We start from the raw sequence: 13,361 nt of genomic DNA on the forward strand, positions 1-13,361 counted from the left end.
CGGCGCCCTCGCGGCCGCGCAAGGCCAGGCGCGCCGCCAGCACCGGGGCGGGGGCGGTGACCAGCAGCACGGCCAGGCCGGGCAGGCGCGCGGCGGCCTCGGCCAGGATGGCGCGGCTGGCATTGAACAGCACCGTGCCCGGCCCTGCCAATTCGTCGGCAGGGATGCCGTAATCCAGCCCATGCGCATGCCAGTGCAGGGCGAAATCGCCGGCAGCCCGGCGGCGGGCGAATTCCGCCGGGGTCACGGGGTCGAAATCCTCGCCGCCGGCATTGGCGGGGCGGGTGATGACCCGGCGGGCGGCGCGGATCCGGTCCGGCCGGGCGGCGCAGGCCATCGCCATCAGCGTGTCCTTGCCGGCGCCCGAGGGGCCGACGACGGCGACCAGCCGGGTCATGCCGCGGCCCCGGGCGTGAAGCCGGAGACATCCACCAGCCGGTCGCAGACCCGGTTGCGCGCCGCCTCGTCGTGGAAGATGCCCAGGATGGCGCCGCCGCGGGCCTTGGCCTCCTCGATCAGGGCCAGCACGACCTCGCGATTGGCGGCATCCAGGCTGGCGGTGGGCTCGTCCAGCAGCAGCAGCGGATAGGGATGGGCGAAGCCGCGGGCGATGTTCACCCGCTGCTGCTCGCCGCCCGAGAAGGTGGTGGGCGACAGGCCCCACAGCCGTTCCGGGATGTTCAGCCGCGCCAGCAGCGCGGCGGCGCGGGCGCGGGCCTCGGATTCGGGCGTGCCGAGCAGGCGCAGCGGCTCGGCCACCACCTCGATGGTGGGGACGCGGGGGACAACGCGCAGAAACTGGCTGACATAGCCCAGCCGGTCGCGGCGCAGGGCGATGATCTGGCGCGGCTGGGCCGTGACCACATCCACGCCCGCCACCCGGATCGCGCCCGAGGCGGCCAGGTAATTGCCATGGATCATCCGCATCAGCGTGGATTTCCCGGCCCCCGACTGTCCGGTCAGCCCGACGCATTCGCCGGCCTCCACGGTCAGGTTCGCCCCCTCCATCACCCGCAGGATGGCACCGCCCTGGTTGTGCAGGGTAAAGGTCTTGGACAGGTTCTCGATGCGGATCATGGGATTACACCTGCAGGACAGAGGATACGAGAAGCTGGGTATAGGCGTGCTGCGGATCGTCCAGCACCTGGTCGGTCAGCCCGGTTTCCACGACGTGGCCCGATTTCATCACCATCAGCCGGTCGGCCAGCAGCCGCACCACCGCCAGGTCATGGGTGACGATCACCACCGACAGGCCCAGGTCGCGCACCAGTCCGCGCAACAGGTCCAGCAGCCGCGCCTGCACGCTGACATCCAGGCCCCCGGTCGGCTCGTCCATGAAGACCAGCCGCGGCCCGGTGACCAGGTTGCGGGCGATCTGCAGCCGCTGCTGCATCCCGCCGGAAAAGGCCGAGGGGCGGTCGTCGATGCGTTCGGCGGCGATCTCGACCCGACCCAGCCAGTCGGTCGCCGTGTCGCGGATGGCGCCGTAATGGCGCTGGCCGACGGCCATCAGGCGTTCGCCGACATTGCCGCCGGCGCTGACGCCCATGCGCAGGCCGTCGCGCGGGTTCTGGTGGACATAGGCCCAGTCGCCGCGCAGCAGGCGGCGGCGCTCGGCCTCGGAAAAGCCCAGCACGTCGCGGCCCTCCCACAGGATCGCGCCCTCGTCGGGCCGCTGCAAGCCCGCCAGGCAGGACAGCAGCGTCGATTTGCCCGAGCCGCTTTCGCCGACGATGCCCAGGACCTCGCCCGGCCACAGATCGAAGGCGACCTCCGCGCAGCCGATGCGCGGGCCGTAGCGTTTCGTCAGCCGCTGGACCGACAAGAGCGGCATGGTCAGGTTCGCGCCGTCCATCACGCCACCTCCTGCGCGGAAAGCCGGCCGCGATGCCCGGCCGCCTGCCGCGCATTGCAGAAATCGGTGTCCGAGCAGACGAACATCCGGCTGCCGCGGTCGTCGGTGATGACCTCGTCCAGATAGCTCTCGGACGCGCCGCACAGGTCGCAATCGTGATCGGCCTTGGAGGCGACGAAGGGGTGATCCTCGAAATCCAGGCTGACCACCTGGCTATAGGGCGGCACGGCATAGATGCGGCTTTCGCGGCCGGCGCCGAACAGCTGGATCGCCGGATTGTCCGCCAGCTTGGGATTGTCGAATTTCGGGATGGGCGAGGGGTCCATGACATAGCGCCCCTCGACCTTCACCGGATAGGCGTAGCTGGTCGCGATCTCGCCATGGCGGGCGATGTCCTCGTAAAGCTTGACGTGCATCAGCCCGTATTCCTCAAGCTCGTGCATCTTGCGGGTCTCGGTCTCGCGCGGTTCGAGGAAGCGCAGCGGTTCCGGGATCGGCACCTGGTAGACCAGGATCTGCGCTTCGGTCAGCGGCTGTTCGGGGATGCGGTGGCGGGTCTGGATGACGGTCGCATCAGCGGTGCGTTCCGTCACGGCCACCCCCGCCGTCCGCTGGAAGAAGCGGCGGATCGAGACGGCGTTGGTGGTGTCGTCGGCGCCCTGGTCGATGACCTTCAGCCGGTCCCCGGGCGTCAGGCAGGCCGCCGTCACCTGCACGCCGCCGGTGCCCCAGCCGTAAGGCATCGGCATCTCGCGGCTGGCGAAGGGCACCTGATAGCCGGGGACGGCCAACGCCTTCAGCAGCGCGCGGCGGATCATGCGCTTGGTCTGTTCGTCCAGATAGGCGAAGTTGTAGTCGCTCACGGCGGTCCCCTTTCGGTCAGGGCGGTTTCCGGGGCGCGCCGCCCGGTCCTGCGGTGGCATGGCGCGTGACGGGGTGCGAGGGGCGCTCATTCGGCGGCCTCGCGCAGGGCCGTGGCCTCGGCCCGCAGGCGGCGCACCAGTTCCAGCTCGGACTGGAAATCGACGTAATGCGGCAGCTTGATATGTTCCAGGAAGCCGGTGGCCTGCACGTTGTCGCAATGCGACAGCACGAATTCCTGGTCCTGCGCCGGGGCGCCGGTGAAATCCTCGCCCAGTTCCTGCCAGCGCAGGGCGCGGTCCACCAGGCTCATGGAAATGGCCTTGCGTTCCGACTGGCCCATGACCAGCCCGTAGCCGCGGGTGAATTGCGGCGGCTCGGTCTTCGAGCCCTTGAACTGGTTCACCGTCTCGCATTCGGTCAGCTCGACCTCGCCGATCTCGACGGCGAAGCCCAGCTCGGGCAGCTCGACCTCGACCGCGACGCGGCCGATGCGCAGCTCGCCAACGAAGGCATGGGTGCGGCCATAGCCGCGCTGCGTGGAATAGGCCAGGGACAGCACGAAGCCCTCGTCCCCGCGCGTCAGCGCCTGCAGGCGCAGCGCCCGGTCGGCCGGCAGTTCCAGCGGCGTCCGGGTCAGGTCGGCGGGGGCGTCCTCGCCGGGCGGTTCGGCCTCGATCAGCCCGTCGCGGTCCAGAAGCCCGGTGACATGCGGCACCGGCTCGGCCGCCGCCGCGGCGGTCGGGGCGGGCGGCACCTCGCTTTCGGCCATCAGGGCGAAATCCAGCAGGCGGTGGGTATAGTCGAAGGTCGGCCCCAGGACCTGCCCGCCCGGCAGGTCCTTGAAGGTCGCCGAGACGCGACGGTCCACCGCCATCGCCGCCGTGTCCACCGGCCGCGAGGCGCCGAAGCGCGGCAGGGTCGTGCGATAGGCGCGGATCAGGAACACCGCCTCGATCAGGTCGCCGCGGGCCTGCTTGATCGCCAGCGCGGCAAGGTCGGGATCGTAGAGCGAACCCTCGGCCATCACCCGGTTCACCGCCAGCGCCATCTGTTCGCGGATCTGGGCGACGGTCAGCTCGGGGATGGCGGGATCGCCCCGGCGCTCCTCGGCGAGCCAGGCATGGGCGGCGTCGATGGCGCGTTCGCCACCCTTGACGGCGACATACATCAGCAATCCTCCACGATGGTGCTGCGGGGCAGGGCGGCCAGCCGGTCGCCGCAGGTCAGGATGATGTCGAAGCCCAGCGGGAACAGCGCCCGGTTGGCCCGGAAGGCGGCGGTTTCCGGCAGCGACAGCCGGGCCGTGTCCCGGATGCCGGGACCGGTCAGCCGCGGGCCGTCGGGTTCCAGCCGCTCGACCTCGACGATCAGCGTGGCCGAGCGGTCGGGAAAGGCGGGCTCGCCGATGCGGAAGCGCGTCACCGGCTGCAGATCGGGCCAGCGGCCAAGTGCGAAACCGGCATCCGCCGCCGCGGCCAGCGGCGCGCCGGTGTGGAAGGCGATCCAGCGGCGCAGGGCGTCATTGTCAAGAGCGCCGGCCAGGTGCAGGGCCGTCGTGGCATCGGTCAGCGTCAGCAGCACCGTGGCCGCCGCTGCCGACAGCCCCGGCGCGGCGCCGCCGGACACGGCATGGATGCGGCCGGGGCGGGCCATCGCGTCCAGGACGGCGCGGAAGGCATGGGCGGCGTCGCGGGCGGGATCGGCGAAGCCGCCGGCCAGCGGCGAGGTCAGGGGGGCGTTCATTGGTCCTCTCCGCGCATCATGGTGAAGAATTCGACCCGGGTGGCCGCGGCCTTTTCGGCGCGGGCGCCGCGGCGGGCCTGTGCCTCGGCGCGCAGCGGGGCGATGACCCGGGCCTCGATCCGGCCGGCCTGCTCGCCCTGCAACAGCGCGTCCAGCACCGCGGCGCGGCGGGCATGGTCGCGGTCGCGGCCCTGCACGCAGGCATGGCCGACCGCATCGCCCAGCCGGACCGAGCAGCGCGTCACCGTCATCTCGCCCAGGTTGAAGCGGCTGCCGGTGCCGCCGATCCGTCCCTCCAGCATGACGGCGCCGATCTCGGGTGCGCGCAGCAGCTCATGGGTGGGCAGGTCGGGGGCCAGGGCGGCAAGCCGGGCGGCCGGCGCCCTGGCAAGAAGCGACATCCAGTCGCGGCGGCGGGCGGTTGCTTCGGTCTGCGACATTGTGTGCCTCGACATCTTGCCAGCTTGTCTAGATTACTATACAACTAGACAAGTGATAACCCGCCGGAGCTCCCGGCTCAAGTCCCGAGTTGTGAATTTTCGATGACGACCAAGCAGCCGATCTGGAAATCCATCGCCGCCACGCTGGCGGCCGAGATCGCCGACGGGCATTACCGCCCCGGCGACAAGCTGCCGTCCGAGGCGGATCTGGCTGCCCGGTTCGGGGTCAACCGCCATACGGTGCGCCATGCCCTGGCCTCGCTGGCCGAGGCGGGGACGGTGCGCAGCCGGCGCGGCGCCGGCGTGTTCGTCGCCTCGGTGCCGACCGATTATCCGCTGGGGCGGCGGGTGCGCTTCCACCAGAACGTCGCGGCTTCGGGGCGCGCGGCCTCGCGCCGGCTGACGCTGCTGGACACCCGCGGCGCCGATGCGAAAGAGGCCGAGGCGCTGGCGCTTGCCCCCGGCGCCCCGGTGCATGTCATCGAGGGGGTGTCGCTGGCCGATGGCCAGCCGCTGGCGGTGTTCCGCTCGGTCTTCGATGCCGGCAGGTTTCCCGGCCTGCTGGCGCAGCTCGAGGCGCATGCCTCGGTCACGCGGGCGCTCGCGGAATGCGGGCTTTTCGACTATACCCGCGCCTCGACCCGGCTGACGGCGAAGATCGCGCCGGCGACCATGGCGCTGATGCTGGAACTGCCGCAGGGCGCGCCGGTGCTGCGCTCGGTGGCGATCAACGTCGATGCGGACGGACGGCCGGTCGAATTCGGCACCACCTGGTTCGCGGGCGACCGGGTGACGCTGACCGTCGCGCCCGAGAGCTAGGCGCCCTTGATGAGCTTGCGGCGCAACCAGCCCGACAGGCTGTCCATGGCGATCACGGTCAGCACGATCAGCACCATGTAATAGGCCACGTCCTCCCAGTCCTTCTGGGTCTGGATGGCCTGGGTCAGCAACAGGCCGATGCCGCCGCCGACGATGGCGCCGATCACCGTGGCGCCGCGGGTGTTGGATTCCAGGAAATACAGCACCTGGCTCAGCAGCACTGGCGTCACCTGCGGGATCACCCCGAAGCGCGCGCGCTGCAGGGTATTCGCGCCGGTCGAGCGCAGGCCTTCGACCTGCTTCTCGTCGATGTTTTCCAGCGCCTCCGAGAACAGCTTGCCGAAGCTGCCGGTATCGGTCAGCAGGATCGCCAGCGATCCGGTCATCGGGCCGGGACCGAAGGCGCGGGCCAGAACGATGGTCCAGATCAGCGCATCGACGCCGCGGATGAAGTCGAAGACCCGGCGCAGGCCGAAGCGCAGCGGCCCCAGCGGGTTCATGTTCGAGGCCGCCAGGAAGGCCAGCGGCAGCGAGATGATCGCCGCGCCGAAAGTGCCCAGAAACGCCATCAGCACCGTCTCGAACATCGCCCAGATCACGTCGCCGTGCCGCCACATGCTGTTGGTCCAGAAGTCATGGGCCATGGCGGCGATGTTCGGCCGGTCGGGATCGACCCGCTGACCCCACAGCGCCGAGGCGGCCAGTTCCGGCCAGCTCATATGCGCAAACGGGCTGTCCAGGGTGAAGAAGAACAGCGGCCAGCCTGCCGCATAGCGGAAGGTTTCGACCTTGCTGCGGGTATAGGCGAAGCGCCCGGCCCCGGTGGTGATGCTGACGCGGCTGTCCGAGGCGTTGATCCAGTCGGGCAGCGGTTCCGGTGCATCCAGCAGCAGCCGGTTGCCGTCCGGGCGGATGGCGATGGTGCCGGCCTCGGGGTGGAGATAGCGCGCGCCCTGGGGGTCGTAGACCACGCGGTGGCCCCGGCCCAGGTCGATGGTGGTGGTGTCGCCGGCGGTGGTGACGAAATCGGGCAGCCGGCCCTCGGGCCAGGTGCCCTTGGCCTCGCCCTCGACCGCGACGGTCAGCTTGCCGCTGCGGTTGTCGCGGGTGACATGGGTCTTGTGGCGCCAGAAATCCGACAGCAGCACCGCGGCATTGTCCATCCGCGCCCGGCTCGCCAGCCCGGCCAGGTCGAAGGCGACGGCGGCATAGGCCAGATAGGCCAGGATCGCCAGCGGCACCGCGAAAGAGATCATCCGGCGGCGCGCGAAGCCCGCCAGGATCGGCGCGGCGGGATGGGCGGCGGTCATCGGCGTTGCGTCGGTCATGCGTTGCGGCCTTTCACCAGGCGGGTGCGGGCGTGGTCGGACAGCCGGTCGATGGCCACGATGGTCACGAACAGCAACAGGAAGATCGCCACCACCTCGTCATAGCGGCCCTGGCCCCATTGCATGGCGATCTTCAGGTCATAGCCGATGCCGCCCGAGCCGACGAAGCCCAGGATGGCGCTGGCGCGCACATTGATCTCGAACCGCATCAGGCCGTAGGACAGCCAGTTCGGCGCCACCTGCGGCAGGACGCCCAGCCACATGCGCTGCCCCCAGCCGGCCCCGACCGAGGCCAGCCCCTCGACCGGCTTCGGGTCGGCATTCTCGGCCACCTCGGAGAACAGCTTGCCAAGCGCGCCGGCGGTGTGCAGCGCGATGGCGGCGACGGCGGGCACCGGGCCGCCGCCCAGGATGTAGATCAGCATCAGCGCGATGACGATTTCCGGGATGGCGCGGGTCGCGTCCATCATCCGCCGGAACAGCGGCGTCAGCCGCGGCCAGCGGGCCAGCCCGCGCGTCGAGAGCAGCGCCAGCAGCATCGCCGCCAGCCCGCCCAGCAGCGTCGAGACGGCGGCGATGTTCACCGTCTCGACCAGCGAGGGCAGGTGTTCCAGGACCATGCCGGGCAGGTTGGCGCGGTTCCGCCAGGCCTCGGACAGGACCTCGGCCGGGAAGGACAGCAGCATCGGCAGCCCGTCGACGAAGCCGCCGGCATTGCGCGCCTCGGCCAGACGGAAGCCGGACGCCATCAGCGCCACGAACAGGATCAGCAGGATGCCGCCATACATGCGGCGGCGGCGCGTCAGCTCCAGATAGGCGGATTCGATCTGGCGGGTGCCGGGGTCGCGCGGCGGTCCGAAGGCGGTGTCTACCATGTGATCCTCGGCACGGGAAATGCGAAAGCCGCGCCCGGTGGGGGGCGCGGCCGGGAACAAGGGCGGATCAGCTGTTCGATTCTTCCAGCTTGCGGGCGGCGACGACGCCCTCATAGGCGCTGTGATCGACCGGCACGAAATCCTTGGCCTCGCCATGGGCGACGCCGAAGGCGCAGGCCTTGTCGGTCTCGTGCAGGTCGGCGGTCAGCTGGATCACCTTGTCCTTGACCTCTTGCGGCAGGGCGTTGCGCACCACCATCGGGCCTTCCGGGATCAGCTTGGACTTCCAGATCTCGACCACGTCGTTCATGTCGACCAGCCCGGCATCGGCGGCCTTGCGCAGCGCGCCGGAATTGTAGCCGTCCTCCCAGTCGCCCAGGCCGTCGGCCCAGGTGACGCCGGCGTCGAAATCGCCATTGGCGACGCCGACGATGGTCTGCTCATGCCCGCCCGAGAAGCGCAGCTCGCCGAAATAGTCGTCCAGCGGGCCGTATTCCGCGCTCAGCTCGGCGGCCGGCACCAGGTAGCCCGAGGTCGAGTTCGGATCGGCAAAGGCGAAGCGCTTGCCCTTGGCATCGGCGATCGAGGCGATGCCGCTGTCCTTGCGCGCCAGGCCGATCGAGTAATAGCCGGTCGAGCCGTCGATGTTCTGCTTGGTCAGCACCGGGGTCACGGCCTGGGGATCGGTCAGGTAGATCTTGGCATAGCCCGAGGCGCCCAGCCAGGCCATGTCCAGCGTGCCGCCCAGCAGGCCCTGGATGACGCCGTCGTAATCGGCCGGGGTGAAGACCTTGACCGGGACGCCCAGGGCCTTCTCGATGGCGGCGCGGTAGCATTCGTTCGAGCTCATGCGGTCCTGGGCGTTCTCGCCGCCCAGGATGCCGATGTTGAACTGCTTGATCTCCTGCGCGGCGGCGGCGATCGGGGTCAGGGCGGTGGCGGTAACGGTGGCGGCGGCAAGCGCCAGGGCAGGAGTTTTCATGGTCTCTCCGTGGGATGATGCCTCGGCCGGGCGGCCGGGGCGGGTTCAGGCCAGCATGCGCGCCGCATAGGCGTCGTCCGGGGCCTTGTCGGCGGGGATCGCGGTCGAGGTGGCGGCCTCGTTGAAACTGTCGTCGGCGCCGTAGATGTCGCGCGCCGCGCCGGTCGAAAGCTGGTCGGGGGTGCCGTCGAAGACGATGCGGCCGTCGCGCATGCCGATCACCCGGTCGCAATAGCGCCGGGCGGTGTCCAGCGTGTGCAGGTTGGCGATGACCATGCGGCCGTCCTCGACATTGATGCGTTTCAGCGTGTCCATCACCACCTGGGCATTCATCGGGTCGAGGCTGGCGATGGGCTCATCGGCCAGGATGATCCGCGGATCCTGCATCAGGGCGCGGGCGATGGCGACGCGCTGCTGCTGGCCGCCCGACAGCGCCTCGGCCCGCTTGGGCGCCTGTTCGGCGATGCCCAGCCGTTCGAGGATGGCGATGGCCCGCAGGATGTCCTGGCGCGGCCACAGGTTGAACATCGTGGCCAGGGTCGAGCGGCGGTTCAGCAGCCCGTGCAGCACGTTCGACACCACGTCCATGCGTGGCACCAGGTTGAACTGCTGGAAGATCATCGCGCATTCGCCCTGCCATTGCCGGCGGGCCGCGCCGCGCAGCGCAAGGATGTCGCGCTCCTCGACCAGGATCTGCCCGGCGCTGGCATCGGTCAGCCGGTTCATCATGCGCAGGAAGGTGGATTTGCCGGCGCCGGAACGGCCGATCACGCCGACGAAGGCCGGCCCCTCGACCGAGAAGCTGATATCGTCCACCGCGGCTCTGCGGCCGAAGATCCTGGTCACGTTCCTGACTTCAAGCACCGATGGCCCCTTTCCGTCGTCCACGGGGCTGATAGGCCGGCGATGTTTCAGTTCTTCGGCATTGCGGTGAAGTTTCCGTGACGATCGCAGGACAGCCGCGGGCAGGGGCAGGGCCCCGGGACACCCGCGCCGGCCGTGTCGGGCAGGTGGCGGTCAGGCCGGCAAGGCGCGATCCGGCCACCATGCCCGATCCGGCGGGGCCGGTGCGGCGCCCGCCGGTCCTGCCGGCTGCCGTGCCGCAAGCGCGGCAGCCGGCGAAGGGTCAGGCCGCGTCCTCGATATGGCCGCCCAGGAACAGCTGGCCGACGCGCGGATCCCGAAGCAGCGCGTCGGCCCTGTCGAACATCCGGGTCTGGCCCAGTTCCAGCACCAGCCCGTAATCGGACATGGCCAGCGCCGCCTTGGCGTTCTGTTCCACCATCAGCACCGTCACCCCCTGGTCGCGCAGCCGGATCAGGGTCTGGAACACCTCCTGCACCAGGTTGGGCGACAGCCCGATCGAGGGCTCGTCGATCAGGATCAGCTTGGGGTCCAGAAGCAGGGCGCGGGCGATTTCCAGCTGCTTCTGCTGGCCGCCCGACAGTTCGATGGCCTTCTGGTCGCGGCGCTCGCGCAGCATCGGAAACTGGTCCATGACCTGCTCCATCCGCTGCCGGACCTTGGATTGGTCGCGGGCGGTGATGCCGCCCAGTTCGAGATTGTGGAACACCGACAGCTGCGGCACCACGTTGCGGCCCTGCGGCACATAGGTGACGCCGCGGGCGATCATCTCGGCCGGGCGCTTGCGGGTCACGTTCTCGCCCTCCAGCAGGATCTGGCCGGAATGGATGTTCAGCAGGCCGAAGATCGCCTTGAATACCGTGGATTTCCCGGCGCCGTTCGGCCCGATCACCGTGGTGATCGAGGCCTTGGGGATGCTGAACGAGGTGCCATTCAGGATGGTGATGCGGCCATAGCCGCCGGTGAGATCCTTGAGTTCCAGCATGTCAGCCCCCCAGATAGGCGTCGATGACCATCTGGTTCGCCCGGATCTCCTGGGGCGAGCCTTCGGCGATGATCTCGCCCTGCGCCAGCACGATGATGCGGGTGCAAAGCGACATGACGAATTCCATGTTGTGCTCGATCACCACGAAGGTGGTGCCGTGCTCGCGGTTATAGGTCAGCAGCCGCTCTTTCAGATGCGCCAGCATGGTCAGGTTCACCCCGCCCGCCGGCTCGTCCAGCAGCACGATGCGGGGACCGGCCATGAAGGCCATCGCGGCATCGACCAGCTTCTGCTGGCCGTAGGAGAGCGAGCCCGCCTCGGTGTCGCGATAAGGGGTCAGGTTGAAGAACTCGATCAGCTGCTCGGCCTTGCCGGTCAGGCCCGCGTCGGACTTGCCGAACAGCCGGCTCAGCATCGAGCCCTCGTGCTCCTGCCCGGCCAGGATGACGTTGTCGAGCACCGTCATGCGCGGAAAGACCGATAGCTGCTGGAAGGTGCGGCCGACACCCATAAGCGACAGGTCGGCCGGCCGCACGCCGTCGGTCGAGCGGCCGTTTATCTGGCAATGGCCGGCGCTGGGGCGCAGCTGGCCCAGGATGCAGTTGAACAGCGTCGACTTGCCCGAGCCGTTCGGGCCGATCAGGCCCAGGATCTCGCCCTTCTGCACGTCGAAGCTGACATCGTTCACGGCGCGGATGCCGCCGAATTGCTTCGAGATGTTGCGGACGGAAAGCACGGGGGCGGTCATAGCTGGAATCCCTTCTTCATGTCGCGGCGCGTCTCGTGCCGGGGGCGGAACTGGTTCCACAGCTTCTGACCCAGCCCGATCAGCCCCTGGGGCGAGAACACCATCAGCACGATCACCAGCGCCGAATAGATGATGAGGTAGTAGCCCTCGGTAAAGCGCAGGAGTTCCGGCAGCAGGATGACCACGGCCGCGCCCAGCATCGGGCCGAAGAAGAAGCCGGCGCCGCCCACCACCACCATCAGAAGCAGCTTCAGCGAATGGATCAGCGCAAAGCTGCCCGGTTCGATGAACTGCACCAGCGGCGATTGCAGCGCCCCGGCCAGCCCCCCGAAGGCCGAGCCGATGGCGAAGGCCAGAAGCGTCTGGCGGCGGATCTTCAGCCCCAGGCTCTCGGCGCGGATCGGGTTCTCGCGCAGTGCCTTGAAGGCCCGGCCCCAGGGCGAGCGCAGGATCCACCACATCACGAAGGCCGAGACCAGAAAGCAGGCCAGCGCGAAATAATAGAAGTTCAGGTTGCTGTCGGTGGCGATGCCGAAGACCGAGGGCCGAGGCATGCCGACCAGCCCGAAGGAACCGCCGGTGATCTCTTCCTCGTTGCGCAGCACCAGGAACAGCAGCGTGTTGAACGCCAGCGTCACGAAGGCCAGGAAATGGTGCTGCACGCGCAGCGCCGGCCAGCCAAGCAGCAGTCCGACCGCGAAGCAGGAGGTGATCGAGATCAGCGCCGCCGCGATCCAGGGCACGCCCGCCAGGGTCAAGAGCGCGGTGACATAGGCGCCGATGCCCATGAAGCCGGCCTGCGCCAGGCTGACCTGCCCGGCATAGCCCAGCGTCAGGTTCAGCCCCATGGCCGAGATCGAGAACAGCAGCCAGGAGGTCAGCGTATAGATGATGTAATTGCCCTGGCCGATGGGCGCCGCGACCAGCGCCGCGATGCCCAGGGCGATCAGGATGATGCGGATGCGGGTCATACGGCGCGTCCCTCCTTGGTGCCGAGCAGCCCCTGCGGGCGCAGCAGGATGATGGCGATGAGCAGGATCAGCGGCATGGCCGAGCGGTATTCGGCCGAGACATAGACCGCCGAGAGGTTGTCGATGACGCCGATCAGCAGCCCGCCGACCAGCGCGCCGCGGATCTGGTTGAAGCCGCCGACGATGGCGGCGATGAAGGCCACCAGGCCCAGCGTCTCGCCATTCGAGAACTTGGCCAGGTAGATCGGCGAGATCAGCACCGAGGCGATGGTTGCCAGCGCCGCGTTGATCAGGAAGGTATACATCACCATCCGCTTGACATCGACGCCCAGGATCTCGGCCACGGCGGGGTTCTGGGCGCTGGCCTGCATGCAGCGCCCGGTGCGGGTGCGGTTCAGGAACAGCTGCAAGCCGCCAATGGCAAGCATCGACACGGCCAGGTTGCCAATATCCTGCACCGAGACGCTGGCGCCGGCGAACTGGTAGACCTTCTGCGGAAAGATCGCCGGAAAGGGCTGGGCGGTGGCGCCGTAGAATTCCTTGACGCTTTCCTTCATCAAGAGGCCAAGCGCGATGGTGGCGATGACCAGCGGCAGGGTGCCATGCGGCAGCATCGGCTCGACCACCAGTTTCTTGAACAGCGCGCCGAGGATCAGAAGCGACAGGATCAGCGCGAAGCCGATGGCGGGCCACATCGGCAGGCCCAGCCCCATGCCGACCAGCACGAAGAAGGCCGGCAGCATGACGAATTCGCCCTGCGCGAAGTTGATGGTCTGCGACGCCTGCCACAGCAGGGTGAAGCCCACCGCGGCAAGGGCATAGATGGAACCGGCGGCAAGGCCGGAAATCAGGATCTGGATTAACTCGGCCATGAGAGCCTCACGTCA

General features: G+C 69.0%; 16 protein-coding genes. 1 reads left to right on the forward strand and 15 read right to left on the reverse strand.

Annotated elements, in window-relative coordinates; translation table 11 throughout:
- From I9P22_RS01880 to phnG, 7 genes are all read right to left on the reverse strand, one after another.
- The coding region (locus tag I9P22_RS01880) for a phosphonate metabolism protein/1,5-bisphosphokinase (PRPP-forming) PhnN (RefSeq protein ID WP_199257712.1) at positions 1-397 on the reverse strand (397 nt) is incomplete at its 3' end.
- Entirely contained in the window at positions 394-1,077 is a 684-nt protein-coding gene (gene phnL / locus I9P22_RS01885) for a phosphonate C-P lyase system protein PhnL (protein ID WP_199257713.1), read from the reverse strand. The genes phnL and I9P22_RS01880, both read right to left, overlap by 4 nt.
- Before the next feature lie 4 nt (positions 1,078-1,081).
- Positions 1,082-1,855 (reverse strand): phosphonate C-P lyase system protein PhnK, encoded by a 774-nt coding sequence (gene phnK, locus I9P22_RS01890; RefSeq protein ID WP_233253144.1) that lies wholly within the window; start codon positions 1,853-1,855, stop codon positions 1,082-1,084.
- Positions 1,855-2,718 (reverse strand): alpha-D-ribose 1-methylphosphonate 5-phosphate C-P-lyase PhnJ, encoded by an 864-nt coding sequence (locus I9P22_RS01895; protein ID WP_332908987.1) that lies wholly within the window; start codon positions 2,716-2,718, stop codon positions 1,855-1,857. The genes phnK and I9P22_RS01895 overlap by 1 nt, the downstream gene beginning before the upstream one ends.
- A gap of 86 nt (positions 2,719-2,804) precedes the next feature.
- Entirely contained in the window at positions 2,805-3,887 is a 1,083-nt protein-coding gene (locus I9P22_RS01900; protein WP_199257714.1) for a carbon-phosphorus lyase complex subunit PhnI, read from the reverse strand.
- Positions 3,887-4,462, reverse strand: coding sequence for a phosphonate C-P lyase system protein PhnH (gene phnH / locus I9P22_RS01905; protein WP_199257715.1), 576 nt, complete (start codon positions 4,460-4,462; stop codon positions 3,887-3,889). Before phnH ends, I9P22_RS01900 begins: the two co-directional genes overlap by 1 nt.
- Positions 4,459-4,902, reverse strand: coding sequence for a phosphonate C-P lyase system protein PhnG (gene phnG / locus I9P22_RS01910; RefSeq protein ID WP_233253145.1), 444 nt, complete (start codon positions 4,900-4,902; stop codon positions 4,459-4,461). The genes phnH and phnG overlap by 4 nt, the downstream gene beginning before the upstream one ends.
- Before the next feature lie 102 nt (positions 4,903-5,004).
- Here phnG and phnF point away from each other — a divergent pair, with 102 nt between their 5' ends.
- The gene (phnF, locus tag I9P22_RS01915; protein ID WP_199257717.1) at positions 5,005-5,721 is read left to right on the forward strand and encodes a phosphonate metabolism transcriptional regulator PhnF; all 717 of its coding nucleotides are present in this window, start codon (positions 5,005-5,007) and stop codon (positions 5,719-5,721) included.
- Here the strand turns inward: phnF and phnE (I9P22_RS01920) are convergent.
- From phnE (I9P22_RS01920) to I9P22_RS01955, 8 genes are all read right to left on the reverse strand, one after another.
- Positions 5,718-7,049, reverse strand: coding sequence for a phosphonate ABC transporter, permease protein PhnE (gene phnE, locus I9P22_RS01920; RefSeq protein WP_199257718.1), 1,332 nt, complete (start codon positions 7,047-7,049; stop codon positions 5,718-5,720). The two genes, phnF and phnE (I9P22_RS01920), sit on opposite strands and share 4 nt — an antisense overlap.
- Positions 7,046-7,924 (reverse strand): phosphonate ABC transporter, permease protein PhnE, encoded by an 879-nt coding sequence (phnE, locus tag I9P22_RS01925; protein WP_199257719.1) that lies wholly within the window; start codon positions 7,922-7,924, stop codon positions 7,046-7,048. The genes phnE (I9P22_RS01920) and phnE (I9P22_RS01925) overlap by 4 nt, the downstream gene beginning before the upstream one ends.
- Positions 7,925-7,991: 67 nt before the next feature.
- On the reverse strand, positions 7,992-8,906 hold the full coding sequence (phnD, locus tag I9P22_RS01930; protein ID WP_199257720.1) for a phosphonate ABC transporter substrate-binding protein: 915 nt from the start codon (positions 8,904-8,906) through the stop codon (positions 7,992-7,994).
- Between the two features lie 45 nt (positions 8,907-8,951).
- Positions 8,952-9,770, reverse strand: a complete 819-nt coding sequence (phnC, locus tag I9P22_RS01935) for a phosphonate ABC transporter ATP-binding protein (RefSeq protein ID WP_199257721.1) — start codon at positions 9,768-9,770, stop codon at positions 8,952-8,954.
- A gap of 262 nt (positions 9,771-10,032) precedes the next feature.
- Positions 10,033-10,755 (reverse strand): ABC transporter ATP-binding protein, encoded by a 723-nt coding sequence (locus I9P22_RS01940; protein ID WP_199257722.1) that lies wholly within the window; start codon positions 10,753-10,755, stop codon positions 10,033-10,035.
- A gap of 1 nt (position 10,756) precedes the next feature.
- On the reverse strand, positions 10,757-11,503 hold the full coding sequence (locus I9P22_RS01945; RefSeq protein ID WP_199257723.1) for an ABC transporter ATP-binding protein: 747 nt from the start codon (positions 11,501-11,503) through the stop codon (positions 10,757-10,759).
- Complete coding sequence (locus tag I9P22_RS01950) at positions 11,500-12,474, reverse strand: branched-chain amino acid ABC transporter permease (RefSeq protein ID WP_199257724.1); 975 nt, start codon at positions 12,472-12,474, stop codon at positions 11,500-11,502. The genes I9P22_RS01945 and I9P22_RS01950 overlap by 4 nt, the downstream gene beginning before the upstream one ends.
- Complete coding sequence (locus tag I9P22_RS01955) at positions 12,471-13,346, reverse strand: branched-chain amino acid ABC transporter permease (protein WP_199257725.1); 876 nt, start codon at positions 13,344-13,346, stop codon at positions 12,471-12,473. The genes I9P22_RS01950 and I9P22_RS01955 overlap by 4 nt, the downstream gene beginning before the upstream one ends.
- Positions 13,347-13,361: the final 15 nt, after the last annotated feature.

This window comes from Paracoccus binzhouensis, assembly GCF_016446475.1.
Classification (GTDB): domain Bacteria; phylum Pseudomonadota; class Alphaproteobacteria; order Rhodobacterales; family Rhodobacteraceae; genus Paracoccus; species Paracoccus binzhouensis.

Coding starts and splice junctions, on each gene's coding strand:
- phnL (WP_199257713.1), bottom strand. CDS start 1,077: ATGATCCGCATCGAGAACCTGTCCAAGACCTTTACCCTGCACAACCAG.
- phnK (WP_233253144.1), bottom strand. CDS start 1,855: ATGGACGGCGCGAACCTGACCATGCCGCTCTTGTCGGTCCAGCGGCTG.
- I9P22_RS01900 (WP_199257714.1), bottom strand. CDS start 3,887: ATGTATGTCGCCGTCAAGGGTGGCGAACGCGCCATCGACGCCGCCCAT.
- phnH (WP_199257715.1), bottom strand. CDS start 4,462: ATGAACGCCCCCCTGACCTCGCCGCTGGCCGGCGGCTTCGCCGATCCC.
- phnG (WP_233253145.1), bottom strand. CDS start 4,902: ATGTCGCAGACCGAAGCAACCGCCCGCCGCCGCGACTGGATGTCGCTT.
- phnF (WP_199257717.1), top strand. CDS start 5,005: ATGACGACCAAGCAGCCGATCTGGAAATCCATCGCCGCCACGCTGGCG.
- phnE (WP_199257718.1), bottom strand. CDS start 7,049: ATGACCGACGCAACGCCGATGACCGCCGCCCATCCCGCCGCGCCGATC.
- phnE (WP_199257719.1), bottom strand. CDS start 7,924: ATGGTAGACACCGCCTTCGGACCGCCGCGCGACCCCGGCACCCGCCAG.
- phnD (WP_199257720.1), bottom strand. CDS start 8,906: ATGAAAACTCCTGCCCTGGCGCTTGCCGCCGCCACCGTTACCGCCACC.
- I9P22_RS01940 (WP_199257722.1), bottom strand. CDS start 10,755: ATGCTGGAACTCAAGGATCTCACCGGCGGCTATGGCCGCATCACCATC.
- I9P22_RS01945 (WP_199257723.1), bottom strand. CDS start 11,503: ATGACCGCCCCCGTGCTTTCCGTCCGCAACATCTCGAAGCAATTCGGC.
- I9P22_RS01950 (WP_199257724.1), bottom strand. CDS start 12,474: ATGACCCGCATCCGCATCATCCTGATCGCCCTGGGCATCGCGGCGCTG.
- I9P22_RS01955 (WP_199257725.1), bottom strand. CDS start 13,346: ATGGCCGAGTTAATCCAGATCCTGATTTCCGGCCTTGCCGCCGGTTCC.